We start from the raw sequence: 21,360 nt of genomic DNA, 5'->3' as shown, positions 1-21,360 counted from the left end.
TTATTATTCCCCTAAAGCAAATCTATGTATATTACCTTACTGCTTTACGCCGTCTTGGCAGGAGCCTACCTCCTGGTAGTACCCGCGGCCACCTACGCTTACCTGAACAGCCGCTGGTACGTCGCTACCTCTTTTGAGCGCGGCTTCATGTACTTCTTGATGTTCTTCTTCTTCCCAGGTATGTTTCTCCTAGCTCCATTTTTGAATTTTCGGCCCAAACGGCGGCAGATAGAAGCCTAAATGCGACGTATTGACGTAATTGGAATCAGTGTCGGCTTTTTTGTAGCAGGTGGGTTTGTCTACTTGCTACTGCAATTTGCCGGACTCGACAGCATGAATGCAGGGATTTGGAGTCAGTTGTTTTTGGTCGCCGGCTTGATTGGCTGGCTGGTGACTTATTTATTTCGAGCACTGACTCAAAATATGACCTACAGCCAGCAATTGCAAGACTACAAAGAAGCTGTCTTGCAGAAGCAGCTAGATGCACTCACTCCTGAAGAATTAGCCCAACTTCAAGCCGAAATTGAGCAGGAAAAAGATAATTAGTCAATAGTCCTTAGTCCTCAGTCATTAGTTATTAGTGAGTTATTAATGATTAGTCATTAGCAATAAACTCTGAACTAATGACTGGGGAATAACAACTCATCAATAGTAATATTGACTGCTAATTTAATGACTGATGATTGATATCACGTTCCCTAAAATAAGCGCGATAGGTTTGTAGTGAGGACTTCAGTCCGAGGGAGTTTTATGAGAAATGAAGTCCTCACTACAAACAAATTTAATTGCGCTCGATCGAGGGGACATCCTATGATGACCAATGACCAATGACTGATGACTAATAACTAATGACTATTTCTAATTGTTTTGAAACGTTGCGAAAAAGCAACCAATGTGCATTGATTCCTTTTATTACTGCTGGCGACCCAGACTTGGAGACAACGGCTAAAGCACTGCAAATTTTGGATGATAACGGTGCAGATGCGATCGAGCTTGGCGTTCCCTATTCTGACCCGCTAGCTGACGGGCCGGTGATTCAAGCCGCTGCTACAAGGGCTCTACAGCGGGGAACGACGTTAGATGCGGTGCTTGAAATGGTAGCGAAAGTTAGTCCGAATTTGCGATCGCCTATCATTCTCTTCACATACTACAACCCGATTTTGTACCGAGGTATAGAAACCTTCTTGCAGCAAATCAAAAGTGCTGGAGTTCAGGGATTGGTTGTACCCGACTTGCCTTTAGAAGAAGCCGACAGTCTCATCCAACCTGCTAAGAAATTAGGGATTGAACTAACATTATTAGTTGCTCCGACAAGTCCCAAAAGTCGCATAGAAGCGATCGCTCGTCAGTCTCAAGGATTTATTTACTTAGTCAGTGTGACGGGGGTTACGGGAGTACGCGAAGGCTTAGAAACGAGAGCAAAAGAATTGCTGCAAGAACTCCGCACCGTCACCGACAAACCCATCGGCGTCGGGTTTGGTATATCGCAACCTGAACACGCTCGCCAAGTGAAAGAATGGGGTGCAGATGCTGCGATTGTTGGCAGTGCTTTTGTCAAACGCTTGGCTGAAGGAACTCCAGAACAGGGTTTAGAGGCGATCGGCGAATTCTGCAAGAGTTTAAAAACAGCGATTCAAAATGCTTAGTAAGTGTGCACATACTTTCAGCCATTAGACAGATGTGTGCGATCGGGATGTGCCGCCACAATTGCGATTAAAGACCTTGTTGTACTTGAGATCATACACCACTTTCCTTCTAGTTCCTGACTAGAAGGTTTTTTTTGGAGCCGAACACGCACAATATTTCAACATAGTGCGCGCATGGAAAACCAAACAGCTATGTATGGAAACGACTTTGCCTTCTCCGGTGCGGGGTGCTGCGACTTTTAATAATTGGTAGAAGATTGAGGATTGTCCATTTTTTCTTCCTGATTGCTGATTTCTATCCGCTCGAAAAGCCGAAGAGCCTTCTTCCTTCTTCCTTCTTCCTTCTACTATAACTTGAGGAATGTAACTTGGGATAGATGAAAAGCTACGGTTTCTATTCGTATACTTAAAAAGTGTTTAAGTGCCTAATTTGGTACGGCTAGACATCTACAAAGCCACAAGGCATTTGAGCATCTCACAATAGAAAGGAGCATTTTTATGAACAGACTAACTGCATTTGTGAAAAAAATTCGAGCTGTACAAATCTTAACAGTGTTTCTGGCTGGCATTTTAGTATTAGTGAGTACAGCCTGTAGCCGCCCTGATGTGACGGCAGGAAAAACTGATGTGATGGCAGGACAGGCTGATGCGAGGGTAGGAAAAACTGCCGACAAAATTAGAGAAGAAGTGCCTTCAGGGGCTGTAACGTCCGAATTCAAAGGCGGGATGAACGACTACAGCGAGGTCGATCCCAGAAACAAAAAGATGACCACCACAGAAGCAAAAGCTGAGCTTCTTAAAGAGCAAGCGCAGCACCGCATTGACACGAAATCTAGCAACAATGTAGGCGAAAATGTGCGGCGGGTAGCGGATGACGCACCTGAGAAACTAGGCCAAATTGGGGAAAAGGTGAAGGAAGATGCTCGCACCGCCCAGCGCAAAGCTGATAACTTTGGCGACAAAACCAAACAAGGCTTTTCTAATCTTAAAGAAAACACTCGCGAAGGCTTGAAGGGAGCAAAAGATGTTGTTAAAGAAGCCACGCAGGGAGCAAAAGAAAGAGCAGCAGAGGGTACTGAGTCTCTGAGATATAATACCAGCGGCGGCCAAGAAAATATCAATGATGCAGCACGAGATGCAAGATAGAATGCTCAAGATGCCTCAGACAATATTTGCTAGAAAGTGAATCGAGATATTGACTGAACTCAACGAGCGGCTGAAAGAGCGACAGACGACTAATCTCAAATAACGCTGTTTTCTTTTCGGGAAGCTAGATTCCGACAGGGGTTAAAACCCCTGTCGGAATCTAGGTAAAATCAATCGATTTTAGATTTTAGATTTTAGATTAAAGAATTGAAGCATTGACCCCACGGATAAATTCGGGGGAAAACTTTCATCGGATACAGGTTTTTTATTTCTGGGTCCTGAGTCTGCGAAGGAATGAATCCGGGGGCTTGTATCCTGGATGCTTCCGGTCCTGTGAAGACTACTGCCTATTAATATTTGATTGGGTTTTAACCCCTGGGAGGGCTATTAGGCCGGAAGGAGAGTGGAGGGGGGTTTCAGCACAATCCAACGTCCCTGTCCTTTTCTAGGGGGGACTGGAATGCCACTTTTTTCACGACGGATTCTTTATAATTTCTATAGATTGTATTGGGATTTTTTAAGATAAAAACTTTTTGACCGACGTAGCGGAAATTTGGGCGATCGAGCTATATTAAATTCAATTAATTACCCATTGTATTTTTCAATATATGATAAGGCAGTGTTTCTACGGTATTTCGCGTTCATTGAATCGCATTTGAGATTAACAGCAGAAACTTATACGTAAGTAAAAAGCTTTAATCGCGATCGCCAAAGTATAAAATGTTGTTCATTCACAGATAATTGGAATTTTCGATCGGGTGATCAAAAATTATGCGGTTTATGCCCTAAGATAGATACACTAAGTTTTGTCAAGCTAATTTCGGAGTTGAGGTCAGCCGATATGGACGCAATAATAAATGCAGTAGATTTGACTACGGTAATGCCTGGAGCTCGCCCGATCGCGCAATTGTAAACACATTCTCGATCAGCGATTGATCGGTTCGTGCGCGAGAAAGACCGACAACCCGCCGCTAAAATTCTCAAACCTACCTCGTTGTGGGGGAGGATTTCCGGGACGCGGTGCTGCTACAATCCAAAAAAGTTGCATTAGCGACCGTTCATGGGATCGGTAGAAATAGTCCTCAACCGAACAGACATTCTCGACGAACTCCAACGCAGACCGGTTATTTACAAATACATTAAACCTTCCAATCTTTCAATTAATCTTGACTGTTACCTGCAAAATGGAGGTGTATAATTTTTAACCAAAAAAGGCCACGGATTCGCGATCTATTCGAGCCGTAATCCGCCGCCAATCGACAGGGAAATGGAGGCAAACATTATCTTGGGAATTGTGTTTTGATGCTAGTAACGATGATTCACGACTTTTATGATGCGCTGGCAGATTTGGCAATCTATGCAGATGCCGCACCGGCAGAGCGCCAACAAATCCTTAATCGCGTTGGGGCTAGTCAGAAAAAACTCAAAGAATTCGCGCACCATACGCCGATCAATTACCAACACAAGTTCGAGCTGGTTGAGGCAGAATTGCTGGGGGTTTTGGGACAGACAGCAGAAGCAATGGAACTGTATGATCGAGCTATTACCGGAGCTAAAGCTAACGAATATGTCAATGAAGAAGCTCTTGCCTGCGAACTCGCTGCTAAGTTTTACCTGTCATTGGGAAGAGAAAAAATTGCCCGAATTTACATGATAGATGCCTATGATTGCTATGTGCGCTGGGGAGATAGAGCAAAAATTGATGACTTAGAAAAACGTTATCCTCAATTATTAAAACCGATTTTAGAAGCCGCAAAACTCCCTGCAAATCCATTAGCAAATTTTTCAACACCGGCTGGGCAAAATCAATCGCTTCATCCATCCATTCATCCATCCATTTATCCGTCTGTTTCGGCGAGCGTCTCAGATTTCGGGAATTTTTCCACACTGCTAAAAGCTTGTCAAGCGCTCTCTAGTGAAAGAGAACTCGAGCGACTGATTGCCAAACTGATGCAACTGGCGATGAAAAATACAGGAGCTGACAAAGGAGCGCTGATTTTGCCAAACGGCAATCAATGGGAAATCGCGGCTACCAGCACGCTCGACAATTCAGGACTCGAATGGGCGATCGACTTATCATCCGCAAAACTCGATGACAACAGCGATATCTTGCCCCTCAAAATTTTTGACTGCGTTAAAAATTTATTGAAACCTGTGATTGTTCGGGATCTCGCTCAACAACGTGATTGGGATTCCGACTCCTACATCCTCAAATACCAACCGCAGAGCCTGTTGTGTTGGCCGATTCTCGATCGAGGCAACTTAGTCGGCATTTTGTATCTGGAAAATCGCTTAACCGCAAGAGTTTTTACCCGCGATCGCCTGCAACTTCTCAATCTCCTGTGTTCCCAAGCAGCCATCTGTTTGCAAAATGCTCTGCTATATAAAAAATATCAGGATTACAACCAACAATTAGAGCGATCGCTAGTAAAAATTAGCCGAACCGAAGCTCAGCTTGCCGATCAGAAAAAAATGCTCCAAGCGATTCTTGATGTCGCTCCGATTTGGATTTGGATGGTGAATCCCAGTGGTAAAGTACAGTTTGTGAACAAGACATTTTCTCAAGAGGTGGGCGTGCCTCTGAGCGATTTCCTAGCTGTCGATCATTATAAAGATATACTAGGGGAGAATGCAGCGGGCTGTCTGGTTTCAGATGCCGCCTGCCTTACTCAAGATTTGCCGCATTACTCCAGCGAAATTCTCAGACTTGTGGACGGCCAACTACACTATTTAGAAATCACGAAAGTGCAGTTAAAAAATTCCCAGGGCGAGACGATCGGGATTATTGGTTTGGGTGTTGATGCCACGGATCGCAAGCAAGCAGCAGAACTTTTGCAAGAGCAAAACCAACAGCTAGAACGAACTTTAAAAAATTTACAACAAGCACAACTGCAAATCGTGCAAAGTGAGAAAATGTCGGCCTTGGGTAATTTGGTCGCCGGAGTAGCCCACGAAATCAACAATCCGATTGGGTTTATTTCTGGCAATTTAAGCGAAGGTAAAAGAAGTTTGGAAGATGTTATAGAACACTTAGAATTGTATCGCTCCGGTGCATCGCAATCGGAAATAGCCGACCACGCCGAAGAGATAGACCTCGATTATCTTTTGGAAGATTTACCGAAGATGATTGATTCAATGCAACTTGGGTGCGAGCGCATTTGCAGCATCAGCAACAGTTTGCGTACCTTCTCCCGAGGCGACAAAGACTACAAAGTTCCTTTTAATATTCACGAAGGCATTGATAGCGCTATTTTAATTTTGAAACACCGCCTCAAAGCCAACGAACACCGCCCGCAGATCGAAGTGATCACTAAATACGGCAATCTCCCTAAAATCGAATGTTTCCCTGGTCAATTGAATCAAGTTTTCATGAACCTGCTTGCGAATGCGATCGATGCCTTAGAAGAGTCAAATATTGGACGCAGTTTTAGCGAAATTACCGCCAACCCCAACCGCATCACGATTGGCACGGATATAGTCGGCGAAGGGTACATTAAAATTAAAATTGCTGATAACGGCACGGGGATAAAAGAGGAAGTTAAACAGCAGATATTCGACCATTTGTTCACGACGAAAGGTGTCGGCAAAGGAACTGGATTGGGGTTGGCAATTGTCCACCAGATTGCGGTAGAGAAACATGGCGGAAGCATCGAGGTGAATGGCGAGCCTGGAGTTGGAACTGAGTTTGCGATCGTTTTGCCTGTGAAAGGATAAATTTGAATTAAAATTCAATGTTTTTGGGGCGATCGGGTAATAAGATATACTGACTTTGATTCGGGTCTTTTTTTGAAAGCCTTGACATAACTCTTTTAAAGTAGCATCATTTTTTTGATCGAGCAGTCTGGTTTACAAGCTGTTGCTACTGTACTTAATGAACCTGGAATCTGCTGTATTTTAGACACCCTATAAGTGAGCGCGTCACCCATTTTTAGTTGCGAGGTGTCTATTATACACAAAAATTAATCACCAAGGCTTCGTCCTACAAAAATTTATCTTAAATTTAACCAATCTTGAATTTCTTGCGCTAACCAAGCCGCCTCAACCTCTTTCAAATTTGTTGCTAAAGTATAAAAGTAAGTTCCCCTCTCGTTACCTGAACGAATTTTGATTTGATTTCCCTGATAAGTATTGTATAGAAAAGCACCCAAAATCTCAGAAACTTCCCCCCTTTGTCCTAAATAACTCCAACCAAATATCTGATGTTCCAGTTTAAAGTAGTTCCGGTTAAAGGTAATTTTAGTACCATTGCCCAAAATCTTAAGTAACATACTTGCTACAAGCGGAAAAAATCCTAATCCCATACTGACATTTACTTGCAAATATGCTAAGACTATCGGCCAAGATAGCAGTATAGTTAATATTCCTATAAAAGAACCTAAAAAAGGCTTTCTGGCTAAAGTAGACGGAATTTTAATGTTTAACTCCGTTGCTGATTTGCTAAGTTGAATGCGACAGCGAGGTGGTTTAGCAATTTTCCAAACAGTCGGAATTTGAAGATTAGCCCCTTGTATTTTTCCCGATTTCAAAGCTGCTAAAGCCTCTCTAGCCTTGCTGAAACGCTTTTCTAAGGCGATTTCCGTCATCTTCTCAATCCAGCTTACCAAAGTGGGATTCACACTCACGCGATCGCTAAACTGAATCCGAGAATCTTTCTGTGGCAAATCCGCAGGAGTCATCCCCGTTAACAAATGAATTAAAGTAGCTCCCAAAGCATACAAATCCGAAGCCGCCACCGCCCGCCCCCAAAACTGTTCTAAGGGTGCATAGCCACTCGTTCCTACCACTGTAAACGTTACACCTGTCACCGCCGCTTGAGCTTGTACCGCACCAAAGTCTACTAAATAAACCTGCTGATCTTCCCCCCAAATTAAATTACTAGGCTTAATATCTCGGTGCAAAACTGGGGGGCTTAATTCATGCAAATAAATTAAAATTTCTAGCACTTCAGTGGCGATTTTTCGTACTTGTCTTTCTGAAAATTTATTGCCTTTTTCTAACAATTCCTGAAGTGAAAATCCCGGAATATAATCTTGCACTAACCCAAACCAAGGCAATCCTGCTCCGGCTTCCCGCTCCAGGGAAAAATAATCTCGATAGCAAGGAATGCGGGGATGATTTAGCGCCTGCAAAACTTGTGCTTCTCTTTCAAAAAGCTTGAGTTCTTCCCAGTGCATTTCCGGGCTAAAAGCTAACATTTTCAGCGTCACCTGTTCTTGAGACTCTAAATCTACTGCTAGCCAAGTTTGATGGCCTGCCGCTGTGCGTCCTAAACGCTGTTGCAATTGATAACGTTCTTGTAAAATTTTTCCTGTATCTAACACAGCATTGCCCTCCAGTTGTGAATGCTACAAAATGGCCTTAACTATTAAATTAATGACGGCTCTCCTACCTAGCTCATTTTTCCTCATAATTGTTAAATCACAAGGTCGGAGATTAAATCTTTTGGTGACAGCCATAAATTGCTGCTATAAGTAATTACCCGTGCATTTCTCCATTCGGCATAATTGTACCGCGCCACTGAGCACCTGATAAATTAGCAGTGCTCAAATCTGCCCTAATCAAAGTTGTGCGGTGCAAAATTGCCTCCCGCAAATCTGTTCTAGCCAGGTAAGCATCAGTCATATCAGCTTCACTCAAATTTGCCTGATTAAAATTAGCTCGACTCAAATCAGCCCGCACCAAATTAGCTCGACTCAAGTCAGCCATGATTAAATTAGCATTGCTCAACTTTACATCAGTCATAAATGCACCGCGCAAATTAGCGCCAGCCAATTCAGCATCAAGTAACACAGCTCTTTCCAACTTAGCATTGGCCATTACAGCCCAGGAAAAATTTGTTTCTACCAAAGTTGCTTCAGTCAAAAATATGCCATCTAAAATAGCTTCGCTCAAGTTCGCCTGAGTCAGATTTGCTTCTCCCAGAAATGCTTCAGTCAAATTAGCGTGACTGAGATTAGCTTTAGTCAAATCTGCACCTTGCAAATTGACGCCCCGCAAATCTGCACCTTGCAAATTTGCACCCCGCAAATTTGCACCCTCAAAAAGCCGCAGCTCCTTCCGCAAATTTGCACCCCGCAAGCACGCACCGCGCAAATCTGCACCTTGCAAATTCACACCTCGCATATCTGCATCGCTCAAATTTGCATCAATAAAAACTGCCAAAGAGATGTTGGCTTTGCGAAAGTCTGCACCTTGCAAAGTCGCTCCGTGGAAGTCTGCATCGGACAAATTTGCTCCGCTCAAGTTTGCTTGATTTAAGTTAGCACCGCACAGCTTTGCATTAGTTAAATTTGCGCGCTGAAGGTTAATTCTGCTCAGGTACGACATCACTAAGTTTGCACCCCAGAGGTCAGCACTGCTTAAATTGACGCCAATTAAATCGGCACCGCTCAGGTATACCCCTCTGAGATTCATACCTTGAAAATCTAGTTCTCCTGATGTATATCGCCTTAAAATTTCGCTAGCATTCATATCTGTTTTTGTTGTTAATTATGTACAATCTGCTATTTCTAGACTGCTTAAATTTCTGTTCGCGCAGGCGGACTTAGTTTTTGTAGGCCCAGACTTGAGTCTGAGAAATTTGATGAAATTTCTTGAATTTCAGTTGACGCAGGCCGACTTAGTTGGTGTAGCCTCAGACTTGAGTTGGGGCATTTAATGAGTTTGATTGACAAATTCTTGAGTCCAAAAGACTGTTTTGTTACCTAACTGTCGCCCGTGAATTTTCACATGAGTAAGATATTTGGATTTTAAGGTACACAGTTTTTTGTGAATGTATGTAGCTGTAGCCTGTTGGTTTGGTACTTCAGCAGACTCCAGAATAATATGGAGCCAACCGTCTTTAAATCCCGCTGTAGCAGCAATTCCTTTAGGCTGTAGCAATTGATTAATCAATTGGGCGATCGCCTTTGGTTTGCCTTGCTTTGCCATTTCCAAAAGCTGATACTGATTTGCTTTATGGCTAGAGTTTTCCTGCGGTATGTCTGAAATATTGTCATCCAGGTTGTCTGTGATTTCATAAGGATATTTACCGCTTTCTTTTGACTCCAATTCGATCAAGATTTCCAGCATTTTATCGGTAAACTTCTGAACTTTTCCTACATACTCTCTGAGATTTTTATATTTCCAGTACAAACGCTCCTCTGGACTTCCCGTAGAAAATTTTCCGTTCAAAGCAGCTTCTAACTTGGTAAATATATTTTCTATTTGCGCCGTTGCGGAGTTAGCACTTTGACTGACTAATTCTGTCATTTCTTCTTCCAATTCCAACTTGCGTTTGATGGAATCGCTAATATTTATAATAACAGGAGCCGCCGGTTCTAAAGTTTCGATAATAGTCGGCATTTCTGCAACTGGGAATGTTTCTACCATTTCCTGTCTGAAATCGGTAGCATAATTATTGCTGGTTTCGGGTTCTTTAAACTGTACAGTTTCTGCCGTGTCCGGCACTAAGTAACTCTTTTGCGGGTCATAATGATAGTGAGCTGGAGCAGCTTGAAGGATGTGAGTAATCTCGCCTGGATCAAAATAATCGGTGCGCCTGTCCACCAGCTCGCTCTCTTCATAAACACTGTTGTTTAAATGCGTCTGATCGTAATCTTCACTAGCCGAAGATTCGGCTTCATCCGGTTCTTCCTGTTGCATTTTTGCGTAACAAGGATTCATCGCTTTGATGATTACGCTTGCAGCTTGGTCGTTTTCATCTCTGTTGTCGAGATTGCTAGCAGTTGTGTACAATCGAGATTCTAGTTCGGCTAGGCTGCCACAGACATTAAACAGTTGTCGCAGTAGATTGTCAAGTTCTTGAGTTTTCAGCAGTAGCCAATCGCGATCGCTAAAAGTAAACTCGTGATAAAGAGTAGAAAAAATTAGGATTTTCGCCCTCAGCGGATTTGTTTGCTGCAAAATTTTTTGTCTGACATCAAATAATTTGCCGGGGTTTCTTGCCCTTTCTTCGCTGCTGGGTACTTCGGAACTAAAGTGCTCTTCAAATGCGGGAGCTTCCTGACCGCCAAAACTAGATATGTTTATTTCTAATTTGGTGAAATCTTCAAATTCATACAGCCTGCTAAGTTGACAGACTATGAGGTCTGCTACTAAAGCATACTCGGTTTTTTTATTAACCTTAGAGACTATATTATTTAAAACTGCTTCAATATCTTCTAACCTGCTGTATTTGGCGCACAGCTCTTCAATTAAAAGCCTTACATCTGCGCTGGCGAGTTGGGCAGGATCGTTTTCCCAGGACTCTTTACAAGCAAAAAATATTATTTTTTTAATGCGCGAGAGATTCACGTCTTGTTCTAATTCGCGAACAACTTCATCTAAAATAGATAAAGCTTTCATAGTTTTCCTCCCATAAAAATACCCTGTCAACACTCAGCAAGAAATAATACAATTATACCACATTTGATAAATGCAAGACTTTGATGCGATCGTCATTGGCAGCGGTATTGGGGGCTTAGTCGCAGGCTCGATGCTAGCTCGCTACGGCAAGCGGGTGCTCATCTGCGAGAGCCACATCATAGCGGGCGGGGCAGCTCACAGCTTTTCGCGCCGAGGATTTCACTTTGATTCGGGGCCTTCTTTTTATTGCGGTTTGACTGACCCCCGGTCGTTTAATCCTTTGCGGCAAGTTTTTGATGTTTTGGAGGAATCGATCGCAGCAATTTCCTACGATCCACTGGGGCATTACCATTTTCCAGAGGGAAGTTTACCGATTTATGCTGATGCGAGAAGTTACTTAGATGCTGTAGCTAAGTTCGCACCGCAAGGTGCTGTAGAATTACAGCAATTTCAAAAAAACTTATTAGTTTTGTATGAAGCTTTGCGTGGAATTCCGGCTTTAGCGCTGAGATCCGACTGGCAGTTGATACCTGTTTTGCTTTCTCGGTACTCGCCTGCTTTGCTGAAGCTGTTGCCGCTAGTAGGTGCGATCGCGGGTTCTGCTGGTTCCTTGATGGATCGCGATGTGCGCGATCCTTGGGTGCGGCGTTTGATCGATTTGGAGTGCTTTTTGCTGTCGGGTTTGAAAGCGCACGGAACTGTCGCGCCGGAAATAGCTTTTATGATTGGCGAACGATCGCGCTGTGCGATCGAATATCCTGTAGGTGGCAGCGGTGCGATCGTCGATGCTTTAGTCAGAGGTTTGCAGCGCTGGGGAGGAAAGTTGCGCCTGGGATCTCCCGTCGAGCAAATATTAGTTGAAGCGGGCAAAACCACGGGCGTTCGCTTGAAAAATGGCGAAGTTATCAGCGCCCCAATTGTCATTTCAAATGCCACAATCTGGGATACTTATACAAAATTATTGCGGCCTGAAGATTTGCCGGAAAGCTACCGGAAAAACGCTTTATCGATGCCAGCAGTAGACAGTTTCATGCACCTCCATTTAGGAATTAAAGCCGAAGGACTCGAAGGTTTGACCGGCCACCACGTCGTCGTTCACGACAGCAAGATTGACATTACAGTACCCGGAAATACTTGCATGATTTCGATTCCTACAGTGTGGGATGCAACTCTGGCGCCGCCCGGACATCACACTGTTCATGCTTATACATTGGAACCTTACGAAGGTTGGGAATATGGCGAATTGTATCAGCAGAAAAAGCAAGAGCGATCGCAATCTCTGTTTCAAGCTTTAGAAAAAATTATACCGGATTTGCGATCGCGGATAGTCTTAGAGTCGATCGGCACACCCCTAACCCACGCCCGATTTTTACGCCGATATCAAGGAACTTACGGGCCTGCAATTGCCGCCGGAAAAGGCACATTTCCCGGCCCACAAACACCAGTCAAAGGCTTGTATCGGGTGGGAGACAGCACCATGCCAGGAATTGGCGTCCCCGCCGTCGCAGCATCGGGTATTTTGTGCGCGAACACTTTGGTGAATTCGGATGTGACAGCACAATTTTTGTAAGTTATGGCAGAAGGAAGAAGGAAGTTCGGCAACGGATTCTGTAACGGATGTAACGGATAGAAGGAAGTTCGGCAACGGATTCTGTAACGGATGTAACGGATGTAACGGATGTAAAGGATAGAAGGAAGAAGGAAGAATGGAAATTAACTGGTTCCCTGCCTCTGGCTGGGAACCGAGCTCCAGAGGCTCTGCCTCGCTTGCAAAAAAACAGGAGGCAGAGCAATAGTGAAATGCGTTCCCAGCCAGAGGCAGGGTACGAGGAAAAAACTACTTTTTACAAAATCTGCCTGCTCCCAAAACTGATTACCCACCAGCGGCAAAAGCGCCCATAATTGCGATCGACAAAGCCAAACCTGGCAACAGCAGCAATCCTAACATCAAAGCATCGTGTCCGCTCATCACTTTCTCCTGATATTGACCTTTGTCATTATACTCTATAAACTGCCATCTTGCCTCGGCCTTAATAATTAAAACCGGCATATAGATTCAGGATTGACAGGGCAAATTTTATTAACAATGGGATTTCCGCGCAAGTCCAGGGTAGTTAACTTTTGCAAAGATTGCAGGGAACTGATATCAGAGATTTGATTGTTGTACAAGTCTAGTAAAAATAAATTATTTAAAGCTTGCAGCGCGCTGGTATCCGAAATCGGGTTGTTGAACAGATAAAGTTCAGTCAAATTAGTTAACGATTTCAGCGGACTGATGTCGGATATTTGATTGTTACCGAGGTTGAGTTCAATTAAATTAGTGAGCGAGGTCAAAGGAGTAATATCTGATATTTGATTTTGGAATAAAACCAATTTATTTAAGTTAGTTAGAGCTTTCAAAGGAGTAATGTCAGATATTTCATTTCCGAAAAGAAACAGCGTAGTCATATTTTTTAAGGAAGCCAGCGGGGTGATATCCGATATTTTATTATTGTAAAGGTAGAGTGTCTGGAGTTCAGTTAAATTTTCCAGAGGAGCGATATCTGAAATTTGATTGTTGTAGAGAATCAGCGCGTTTAACTTAGTTAAGTTTTTCACCGGAGTGATGTCGGAAATTTTGTTGTCAAACAAGACAAGTGCGGTAAGATTAGTTAGCCCTGCTAGGGGACTGATATCTGAGATTTGATTGGTATCGAGAACGAGTTGAGTCAGATTTATTAGAGATGAAAGCGGGCTGATATCTGATATTTGATTGACATCCATAATCAAAGTTTTCAGATGGGTTAAAGATTGCAGGGGAGCGAGGTCAGATATTCGATTGCTGCCGAGGATAAGATTAGTAAGTTTAGTGAAAGATGAGAGGGGACTGATATCGGTAATTTGAAGATTTTTGAGGTTAAGCTCTGTTGTATTAGAAAGCAGTGCGTTGGCTCGATCGCACTCGGGAGTGTCTGATATTTGCAACAGTATTTCTACCGTATGTTTGGCGTCGGGCGAGAGATTCTCTTTTTGCTGGCACCAATCGGGAAAGTTATTATAAGTTGTCATGGACTGTGCTGCCTTAATCGATTTTAGATGGGAGATTTAAAATTTTAGATAAGTATAGCAAGTCTATTTCATTTGTGAATGAGATTTTTGTCGGGTTTTGAGAAATTTAAGCAAAAATTGTGTAAAGTAATCTTAACATCCTTAATTGAAGTGCATTCGTAGGAGCCAAGAGCCAACTATGACACCAGAACTAATTTTTAATGCCGGTAATCTGTTCGTTGTGCCTTTCTGGGCAATTATGATTTTATTGCCCAACTGGGGAATTACCCGAAAAGTGATGAATTCCTTTATTCCGTTTGCGATGCTCGCCGTTTTGTACATATATTTGTTTGGTAGCAGTCTGACTGCGGAAAATGCGGCTGCTTTGTCGAATCCTAAGTTAGCAGATATTGCTAAGTTTCTGGGGGAAGAAACGGCGGCTGCTACGGGATGGATACATTTTTTAGTGATGGACTTGTTTGTCGGGCGCTGGATTTATTGGGAAGGACAGCGGACAGGAGTTTGGACGGTTCATTCTTTGGCTTTGTGTTTTTTTGCTGGGCCGATGGGATTGCTTTCTCATATTGTAACGGCTTGGATTACTCAAAGGTTTTTCCCGAGTTCTGAGGCGGCGGAAACTGTTACTTCATCGGTTTAGGCAGAGGGTTTTTAATACCTTGGATGTTAGATCGCATCCGGTTGCATCGGAATGATTAAACCGCGAAGGCGCAAAGGACGCGAAGGAAGAGAAAGAAGAAGATGCGGTTATTCCTTCGCGCTATGAGCGTCTTCGCGGTTCATTTAATCTTACGACCTAACAGAACTCGATATAATACAAGTCCGAATCAAACAAAGTTGATATCAATCATCCACTCTTGGACGCAGAACCTAATTATGTAGCGTGCACCTGAAGCACTTTACCGCTAAAAGTTGGATAGGGGCTGGTTTATAAGTACCTCGTATGTGAATTGCAGATAGGGTGAACTCGCCCGTACAGAATTTTAAGAATTGGCTAGGGGCAGCACTAAACGAGCCACAATTAAATTGTTTTCTAACATTTCTATAGAAAAGTTTCCTCCCATTAAGCGTACCGCTCGCTGACAAATTAAGAGATTTTGGACGATCGACCTATTGGAACTAGAAACGGCTAATATGTCCGGCCCGGAACCGCCGTTGAAGGCAGCAATTAACTGTCGATCGCACGCACCGCTATCGATCACAGACAATTCTAGCCAACCTTCCCCCAACAACTGAGAGCGAATCTCAATCTTGGCGCCAACAGCAGAGCGTCTGCAAGCCGCCGCCAGCAATTCGCACAGTATCAAATCGAGCTTGATGCTGTCCCCGCGAACGCTCAAAGTCTGGCCCGCCGGCATCGACACAGCAGTTTCTCTGTGTACTTCCAGCAAGACTTGCGACTGTTTGACCAAGGAAGCCGTTCGATCGAGCGATCGCCTCAGCCAAGCGCTCACAGGCACCGCATCTTGTCCGAATTGCAGCCGCCAATGTTCCTGTTTCAGCAGCAAATGAGTTGACCCCAAAGCATTGCCCATTTGCCGCAAAACCTGTTGGTAGCGCAAAGTTTTCAGAGCATCCTTTTGTTCCTTCACTGACTGGAAAATCGACTGACTCAACTCCCCCAACTCCTTCACCCCCGCTCCCACAGTGCGGTAAAACTCCTCAAAACGGCGCTGTTTGTACCAGTTGAGCAGCTCCAGATCCAATCGCTGCGACTCGCTTGCCGATTGCACCGCCAAATACCTGTGCCACCAAGCCAACTGAGACGCCATCGAGCTGAGTAAACTCACCGACAACTCCGACCACTGGCGGCCCGGAGCGTCCGCAGCCACCACAATGCCCGCCGGAGCGTGTTCTGGGGCAGTCCGCAGCGCCACCGTCAGAATCTCGCCAATTCCCGGACTGCGGAGCCACCGCTTCGTCGCCAGCGGCAGTTGGCTCGTGCTCTGTTGCAGCACGCCCGCTTCTGCCAGGGTTTGTTGGATCAAGGCATCTGTTCGGACAGGAATCACCGCCTCGGGATTGAGGGCAAATACCGGATTGGCAGCTACCGTCGCCACGATGGAACCTTCCTCCTGACCCGGATTCCAAGTAATTACGGCGACTAAAGGACAGGAAAGTGTTTGGGAAACGTGTTGAGCAAAGTTACGATCGAGCTTTTGTAGCGGCAACTCTGGGAACATCGTCGGTGAAGCAGCAGATATCTCTTGCTCAGATTGCTCATCAGGAGAATGGTGCAAAACCGCCAAACCCGATTTGAGCAATCGCTCAAATTGCTGATATTTGTCGATTTCCACACTCTGCTGCCAGGAGTGCAGGATCAATCCTAGCTGTTGGCCCACTAGCCGAACTAATTCTTGCTCAGATCGCCTCCAAGTGCGAGTTGCATTGTGTCCGACAACCAGCAAACCCTCGATCGATTTTCGATTGGCGATTTTCGATTTTAGATTGGGGTTTTCTCCCTCTTTGTTTTTCCCCCTCGTGGTCGATGCCAAAAGCGATCGCACCCCCGCCTCCCCCAACACTTCCCGCCAAGCGCTCAACCGCCCGTCTTCCTCCCAATTTTCAATAGCCACAGGTTCGCTTTCTTGCAACAGCCCCACGTCAGCCACATCGAGGGCGTTGAGCGGCGACGGCACTGACCTGCGGTTGCGTGGCAGATTTTGGCAGACAATTTCAAAGCGATTTTGTTCTTCGCCGTACAGCAGCAGCAAAAAGTATTCGCATTTGAGCCGCTCGCACAACTGTTCGGCGGTATTTTTTAAAGTCGCCTCCCAGTCAGCATCGCTGTAGATGGCGCGAGCTATTCCGGCAGTTAAATCTCGATCGATCTCAATTTGCTGAATTTTCTCCTCCATCTCCGACACAGGAGCCGTCAGAGCCACTAACTGCGCCACTCCCCGCAGGTAATGTTTTTCATTGTCTTGCCAAATCCGGGGCTCGCCGGCTTCGACTGCCAAAAATCCCAACAATTCCCCTTCCGAAACAATCGGCGCAGCCAACAGAGAGCGAGCGCGGATTTGCTGCATCAACCGCCCCGTCAGCTCAGTTTTCAGAGAACTTTGAGATTCACCGATCCAAACCATTTCTTCCCTGCCCAAAGCCTGATAAAATTCGCCCAAGTCTTGAACGGTGATGCCTGAAGCCGCTCGGCTCGGCCCGCCCAAACCCGGAGCAACTTCGCGGTTGCTGACTCGGCGCCAAAAATAGCGCCGCTCTCGCTCGAACCAATAAACATTGGTGCGCGTCGGCTCGATAAATTCATGAGTTTGTTCGACCACCGCTTGCAAGTATTGGTCGAGCGATCGCAGTTCCCCCAACTGCGAAATCAGCGCTAAAAGAGACTCATCTGGGTGTTTGACTTGTTGTCGCTGCCAGTCTTTTTCTATTTGGTAAAGAGCAGTTGCCAGCGCTCCAAATACGATCGCCAACTGCGTTTTTTCCCCCGACTTTGGCGACGCTCCCCACAGGTCAGTCCCGAGCAAAATCACGCCGTAACAGCGGTCTTTGTAGCGGAGGGGAAACAGAGTCGTGCCTTGAATATTGAAAGTTTGAGCTGCTTTGCGCCATTCTCCGGCTCTACTTTCCGATCGCAAATCCGGAACTCCCACCGGCCGGAGCTGAATCACCACTTGTTCGAGCAAATCCCCCGGACTGAGGGCAAACCGCTGTTTGAGAAAAGACAGGTCGCCGTTAGGAGTTATGCCACCTTTGCCGAACAATCTGTGGGCTTGTCGATCGTACAACCCGATCCAAATCAACGGCCAGTCAAATTCAGTTTGCAAGTAACCGAGTGTGGTCGAAAGTAGCACTTCCACATTCTCCTCTTCTCGGAGAGTCTGGAGAACGCGCTCTAGGGTCGCGATTTGTTCGTCTAAATCCTTTGGTCTTTGCTGCTGCCCCATTTCCAAGCTTCCCCGCACATTTATCTAATTTAAAATTACCAACTTAAAAATTCAAAAAATTAAATTGCAAAAGAATCAACTTATAATATAATCGTCTCACTTATCCTTGAATCTAAAACATTGGATACAGTCGAGCGAAGTTGAAGTAAAAACTTCGCCTTCACTGTCTGCTCCTGAATATTTTTATTTCCCTTCTCATTTCTAATTTGTAAATTGCCCCAGTACAAATCATTGGATATTTATCAATCAAGTGTACGCCCGCTGTTGTTTTCCGTATTGAAAACCGATGCCGAGTGGCTGCACAACCGCACTCTCCAAGTTCTCGAACTCGCAGCCAGAACTCAGTCAAACCCCGCAACCCGCCAAATGCTCTGGCGATTGCAGAAATCTTTGGGAGTCCAAGATTCTCGCCTCGAACAATCTTTGTGGGGACTGAGCTTTAACAATCCTGTCGGCTTAGCCGCCGGATTTGATAAAAACGGCGTAGCTGCCGATATTTGGGCAAATTTTGGCTTTGGCTTTGCCGAACTCGGCACTGTCACTTGTCAACCGCAGCCGGGAAACCCCCAACCTCGCTTGTTTCGCTTGACGGAGGACAGTGCAGCCCTCAACCGCATGGGATTTAACAATCAAGGAGCCGCGGCAATGGCCGCCCGGTTTCAGGCAGCACAGAAACAGTCAAAATTCGATGCCTCGCGCCCCATGCCTCAGTCTCGGTTCCCCTTGGGCATCAATCTGGGTAAATCTAAGGTAACACCGTTAGAGCAGGCCGCAGCCGACTATTTGGAGAGTTTTAAGCTGCTGAAAGATTGGGGCGACTATTTTGTAGTGAACGTTTCCTCTCCGAATACGCCGGGGTTGCGATCGCTCCAAGATGCTGCTGGGCTAAGCACAATTTTGGAAATTTTGCAACAAGAAAATCAGGGAAGCAAGCCAATTTTAGTCAAGATTGCGCCGGATTTGGAGTCGGAGGCGATCGTATCAATCCTCGACTTAGCAAAAACCTACCAACTAGCAGGAATTATCGCCACAAATACCACCATCCGCCGCGATGGATTGAAAACACAAATATTGCGAGAAACAGGCAAACCAATCGCCGAAGAAGCCGGGGGAATTAGCGGGCTTCCAGTGCGGGAGCGATCGACAGAAGTAATCCGATTTATCTGGCAATATACAAAAGGCGAATTACCCATAATTGGAGTTGGTGGCATTTTCACCGCCGAAGATGCTTGGGAGAAAATAGCCGCCGGTGCGAGTTTAATTCAAGTCTACACCGGTTGGGTTTACGAAGGCCCTTGGATGGTGCGCCGGATTCTCCAAGGTTTGCTGCAAAAGTTAGAAGAAGGCGGATTTAGTTCTATTTCTGAGGCAGTAGGTTCGGACAATCAATAGACATACGAGGGAAAAGCAAGTTTTGGGCAGGCATCCTGCCTGCCCCACAAGAATTGTTGAAGAAGTCTAATAAATTCTTGCAGGAATCAGCCATTGAGGGGCTTTGTTAATTGCTTGTACTTTTCCTTTCCGATCGTGATAGTGAGCTTATCCAACAGCTAACCAGCTTTGGCAGTCTCGTCTAATATCCATGAGTTCACCCAGAATCTGACTCACAGTGCGATCGCTAAAAAAACTATCAGGCAACACCATACCAACAGTTCCCTAACATTAATACTACAAGAAATCTTTTGTTTTCGATCGATTTATATCAGCATTACCTCAAAACTAAATCCGCGCTCAAAATCTTCAACAAGATTAAAAATTCGATTTATCTAATACGCATCTAATCAAATATTTCCGCTAATTTCAAAGCATTAACTTGAGCTTGAGCTTTCTGCAGCGACTCCTGCCATTCCCTTTCGGGGTCGCTATCAGCAACAATCCCCGCACCCACTTGTCCCCAAACAACTCCCCCGGTCGTACCGTCACTTTTTGGTGCATATAAAAGGGTGCGAATCAAAATATTTAAATCCAGGTTGCCGCGCCAGTCCAAATAACCGCAGGAACCGTAAAATAAATTGCGCTTCACGGGTTCCAATTCTTCGATGATTTCCAGACAGCGCACTTTCGGACAACCTGTAATCGTACCGCCCGGAAATACCCCTCGAATCAAGTCGATCGCGTCGCAATCTCCTCTTAATGTACCGATAACATTACTGACGAGGTGCATCACGTGACTGTAGCGTTCAATCGTCAGAAATTCGTTAACTTTTACCGAGCCCCATTCACACACCCTCCCGATATCGTTGCGTTCTAAGTCCACTAACATAATATGTTCGGCTCTTTCTTTGATATTCTCTATTAATTCCTGTGCTAACTGCTCATCTTGAATGCAGGTTAAACCTCGCGGTCGCGTTCCCGCGATCGGTCTAGTATCCACTTTATTTCCTAATAATTGAACGAGTCTTTCCGGCGAACAACTAACTATCGCCCCCCACGGAGTTTGCCAATAACTTGCAAAAGGCGAAGGATTGATACGTTGCAAAGCGCGGTAAATTGACCAACTACTGCAATCTGTACGGGCTTCAAACCGCAGAGATAAATTAGCCTGAAAAATATCGCCCGCATGAATATACTTCTGAGCTTTTTGCACTATTTCTTTATACTCACTCTGAGAGAGTTGAAAAATAGGAGTAAGGGAATTTTGTTGATAAGTTTCCGGTAAATTATTCTCGATTATTTCTCGATCGGTTTGCTCTACTTGATGCTGCATAACATCGAGGTGAGAAGGTTGACTCGCAGCCAACCAGAGAATTTGCGTTTGACGATCTAAAACCGCAAAAGATTCTGGTTCGTACCAACAGCTAACCGGGAAAGGAAGCGGATCGGTATTGAGTTGGGGCAGGTGTTCGATTTCCCATGCTAAATCATAACCCAGCCATCCCAACCAACCCCCAGTAAAAGGAATTTCCGGCGGTACATTCACGGCTAAATTTTGCTTTTGAGAGTTTAAAAGAGCGCGCAAAAAAGGTAAAATTTCACCGACTGGCGGTGTCCATAGCTGAGATTGACCGTCAATTATCCGGGGAGAACCTGCACAAATAGAATATCGTGCCAATTTAGTAGAAGATGTAACTGGACTTTCTAGCAGAACCGCCATATCGCGGGGGAAACAATCAGATATTGAGCTTGCACTGTGGGCATTTTGACCGAGAAATAAAGTTTGAAAAATCTCAGATCCGCTGCGCTGATTTAGGGGAAGCTTTCGCCAATGCCAAGGTTGTATTTGTTTCATAATAAATTGCACTATGGTTAACACTTTCAGGACTTACGCTACG

The 21,360-nt window shown here is 44.9% G+C and carries 15 protein-coding genes; 8 read left to right on the top strand and 7 right to left on the bottom strand.

Going from position 1 to position 21,360, the window contains the following annotated elements:
• The first annotated feature begins 24 nt into the window (after window positions 1-24).
• The 5 genes from ndhL (at window position 25) to QUA25_RS18090 (ending at window position 6,506) form a co-directional block, all read left to right on the top strand.
• The gene (gene ndhL, locus QUA25_RS18110; protein WP_193972727.1) at window positions 25-240 is read left to right on the top strand and encodes an NAD(P)H-quinone oxidoreductase subunit L; all 216 of its coding nucleotides are present in this window, start codon (window positions 25-27) and stop codon (window positions 238-240) included.
• Window positions 241-546, top strand: coding sequence for a DUF3007 family protein (locus QUA25_RS18105; protein WP_333040197.1), 306 nt, complete (start codon window positions 241-243; stop codon window positions 544-546). It abuts the gene before it with no gap.
• A gap of 302 nt (window positions 547-848) precedes the next feature.
• A complete protein-coding gene (gene trpA, locus QUA25_RS18100; protein ID WP_333040195.1) occupies window positions 849-1,646 on the top strand; it encodes a tryptophan synthase subunit alpha in 798 nt (265 codons plus the stop codon).
• A gap of 498 nt (window positions 1,647-2,144) precedes the next feature.
• Window positions 2,145-2,792, top strand: a complete 648-nt coding sequence (locus tag QUA25_RS18095) for a DUF6658 family protein (protein ID WP_333040193.1) — start codon at window positions 2,145-2,147, stop codon at window positions 2,790-2,792.
• Window positions 2,793-4,094: 1,302 nt separating this feature from the next.
• Window positions 4,095-6,506 (top strand): ATP-binding protein, encoded by a 2,412-nt coding sequence (locus tag QUA25_RS18090; RefSeq protein ID WP_333040190.1) that lies wholly within the window; start codon window positions 4,095-4,097, stop codon window positions 6,504-6,506.
• 275 nt (window positions 6,507-6,781) lie between these two features.
• Here QUA25_RS18090 and QUA25_RS18085 read toward each other — a convergent pair whose 3' ends face one another.
• The 3 genes from QUA25_RS18085 to QUA25_RS18075 form a co-directional block, all read right to left on the bottom strand.
• Window positions 6,782-8,113: a serine/threonine-protein kinase gene (locus QUA25_RS18085; RefSeq protein WP_333040188.1), complete on the bottom strand. Its 1,332-nt coding sequence runs from the start codon at window positions 8,111-8,113 to the stop codon at window positions 6,782-6,784.
• 154 nt (window positions 8,114-8,267) lie between these two features.
• Window positions 8,268-9,263: a pentapeptide repeat-containing protein gene (locus QUA25_RS18080; RefSeq protein WP_333040185.1), complete on the bottom strand. Its 996-nt coding sequence runs from the start codon at window positions 9,261-9,263 to the stop codon at window positions 8,268-8,270.
• A 183-nt stretch (window positions 9,264-9,446) separates the two neighbouring features.
• The gene (locus QUA25_RS18075; RefSeq protein ID WP_333040183.1) at window positions 9,447-11,138 is read right to left on the bottom strand and encodes a hypothetical protein; all 1,692 of its coding nucleotides are present in this window, start codon (window positions 11,136-11,138) and stop codon (window positions 9,447-9,449) included.
• Between the two features lie 70 nt (window positions 11,139-11,208).
• Here QUA25_RS18075 and QUA25_RS18070 point away from each other — a divergent pair, with 70 nt between their 5' ends.
• Window positions 11,209-12,708: an NAD(P)/FAD-dependent oxidoreductase gene (locus tag QUA25_RS18070; protein WP_333040181.1), complete on the top strand. Its 1,500-nt coding sequence runs from the start codon at window positions 11,209-11,211 to the stop codon at window positions 12,706-12,708.
• A gap of 303 nt (window positions 12,709-13,011) precedes the next feature.
• On the opposite strand, the gene QUA25_RS18065 is transcribed toward QUA25_RS18070, so the two are convergent.
• Complete coding sequence (locus QUA25_RS18065; RefSeq protein WP_333040180.1) at window positions 13,012-13,188, bottom strand: hypothetical protein; 177 nt, start codon at window positions 13,186-13,188, stop codon at window positions 13,012-13,014.
• Window positions 13,176-14,186 (bottom strand): leucine-rich repeat domain-containing protein, encoded by a 1,011-nt coding sequence (locus QUA25_RS18060; RefSeq protein ID WP_333040176.1) that lies wholly within the window; start codon window positions 14,184-14,186, stop codon window positions 13,176-13,178. Before QUA25_RS18060 ends, QUA25_RS18065 begins: the two co-directional genes overlap by 13 nt.
• A 178-nt stretch (window positions 14,187-14,364) precedes the next feature.
• On the opposite strand from QUA25_RS18060, the gene QUA25_RS18055 reads away from it, so the two are divergent.
• The gene (locus QUA25_RS18055; protein WP_333040174.1) at window positions 14,365-14,823 is read left to right on the top strand and encodes an ABA4-like family protein; all 459 of its coding nucleotides are present in this window, start codon (window positions 14,365-14,367) and stop codon (window positions 14,821-14,823) included.
• 343 nt (window positions 14,824-15,166) lie between these two features.
• Here QUA25_RS18055 and QUA25_RS18050 read toward each other — a convergent pair whose 3' ends face one another.
• On the bottom strand, window positions 15,167-18,088 hold the full coding sequence (locus QUA25_RS18050) for a GAF domain-containing protein (RefSeq protein WP_333040170.1): 2,922 nt from the start codon (window positions 18,086-18,088) through the stop codon (window positions 15,167-15,169).
• Window positions 18,089-18,319: 231 nt separating this feature from the next.
• On the opposite strand from QUA25_RS18050, the gene QUA25_RS18045 reads away from it, so the two are divergent.
• Window positions 18,320-19,480 carry a quinone-dependent dihydroorotate dehydrogenase gene (locus tag QUA25_RS18045; RefSeq protein WP_333040167.1) on the top strand — a complete coding sequence of 387 codons (1,161 nt, stop codon included), beginning with the start codon at window positions 18,320-18,322 and terminating at the stop codon, window positions 19,478-19,480.
• Between the two features lie 385 nt (window positions 19,481-19,865).
• Here the strand turns inward: QUA25_RS18045 and QUA25_RS18040 are convergent, their stop codons facing one another.
• Window positions 19,866-21,317 (bottom strand): anthranilate synthase component I, encoded by a 1,452-nt coding sequence (locus QUA25_RS18040; RefSeq protein WP_333040163.1) that lies wholly within the window; start codon window positions 21,315-21,317, stop codon window positions 19,866-19,868.
• Between the last annotated feature and the right edge of the window lie 43 nt (window positions 21,318-21,360).

It is taken from the genome of Microcoleus sp. Pol17C6, from assembly GCF_036701145.1.
Lineage (GTDB): Bacteria > Cyanobacteriota > Cyanobacteriia > Cyanobacteriales > Microcoleaceae > Microcoleus.
Note: the sequence above shows the minus strand (reverse complement) of the source record. Positions and strands in the feature narration are given on the sequence as shown.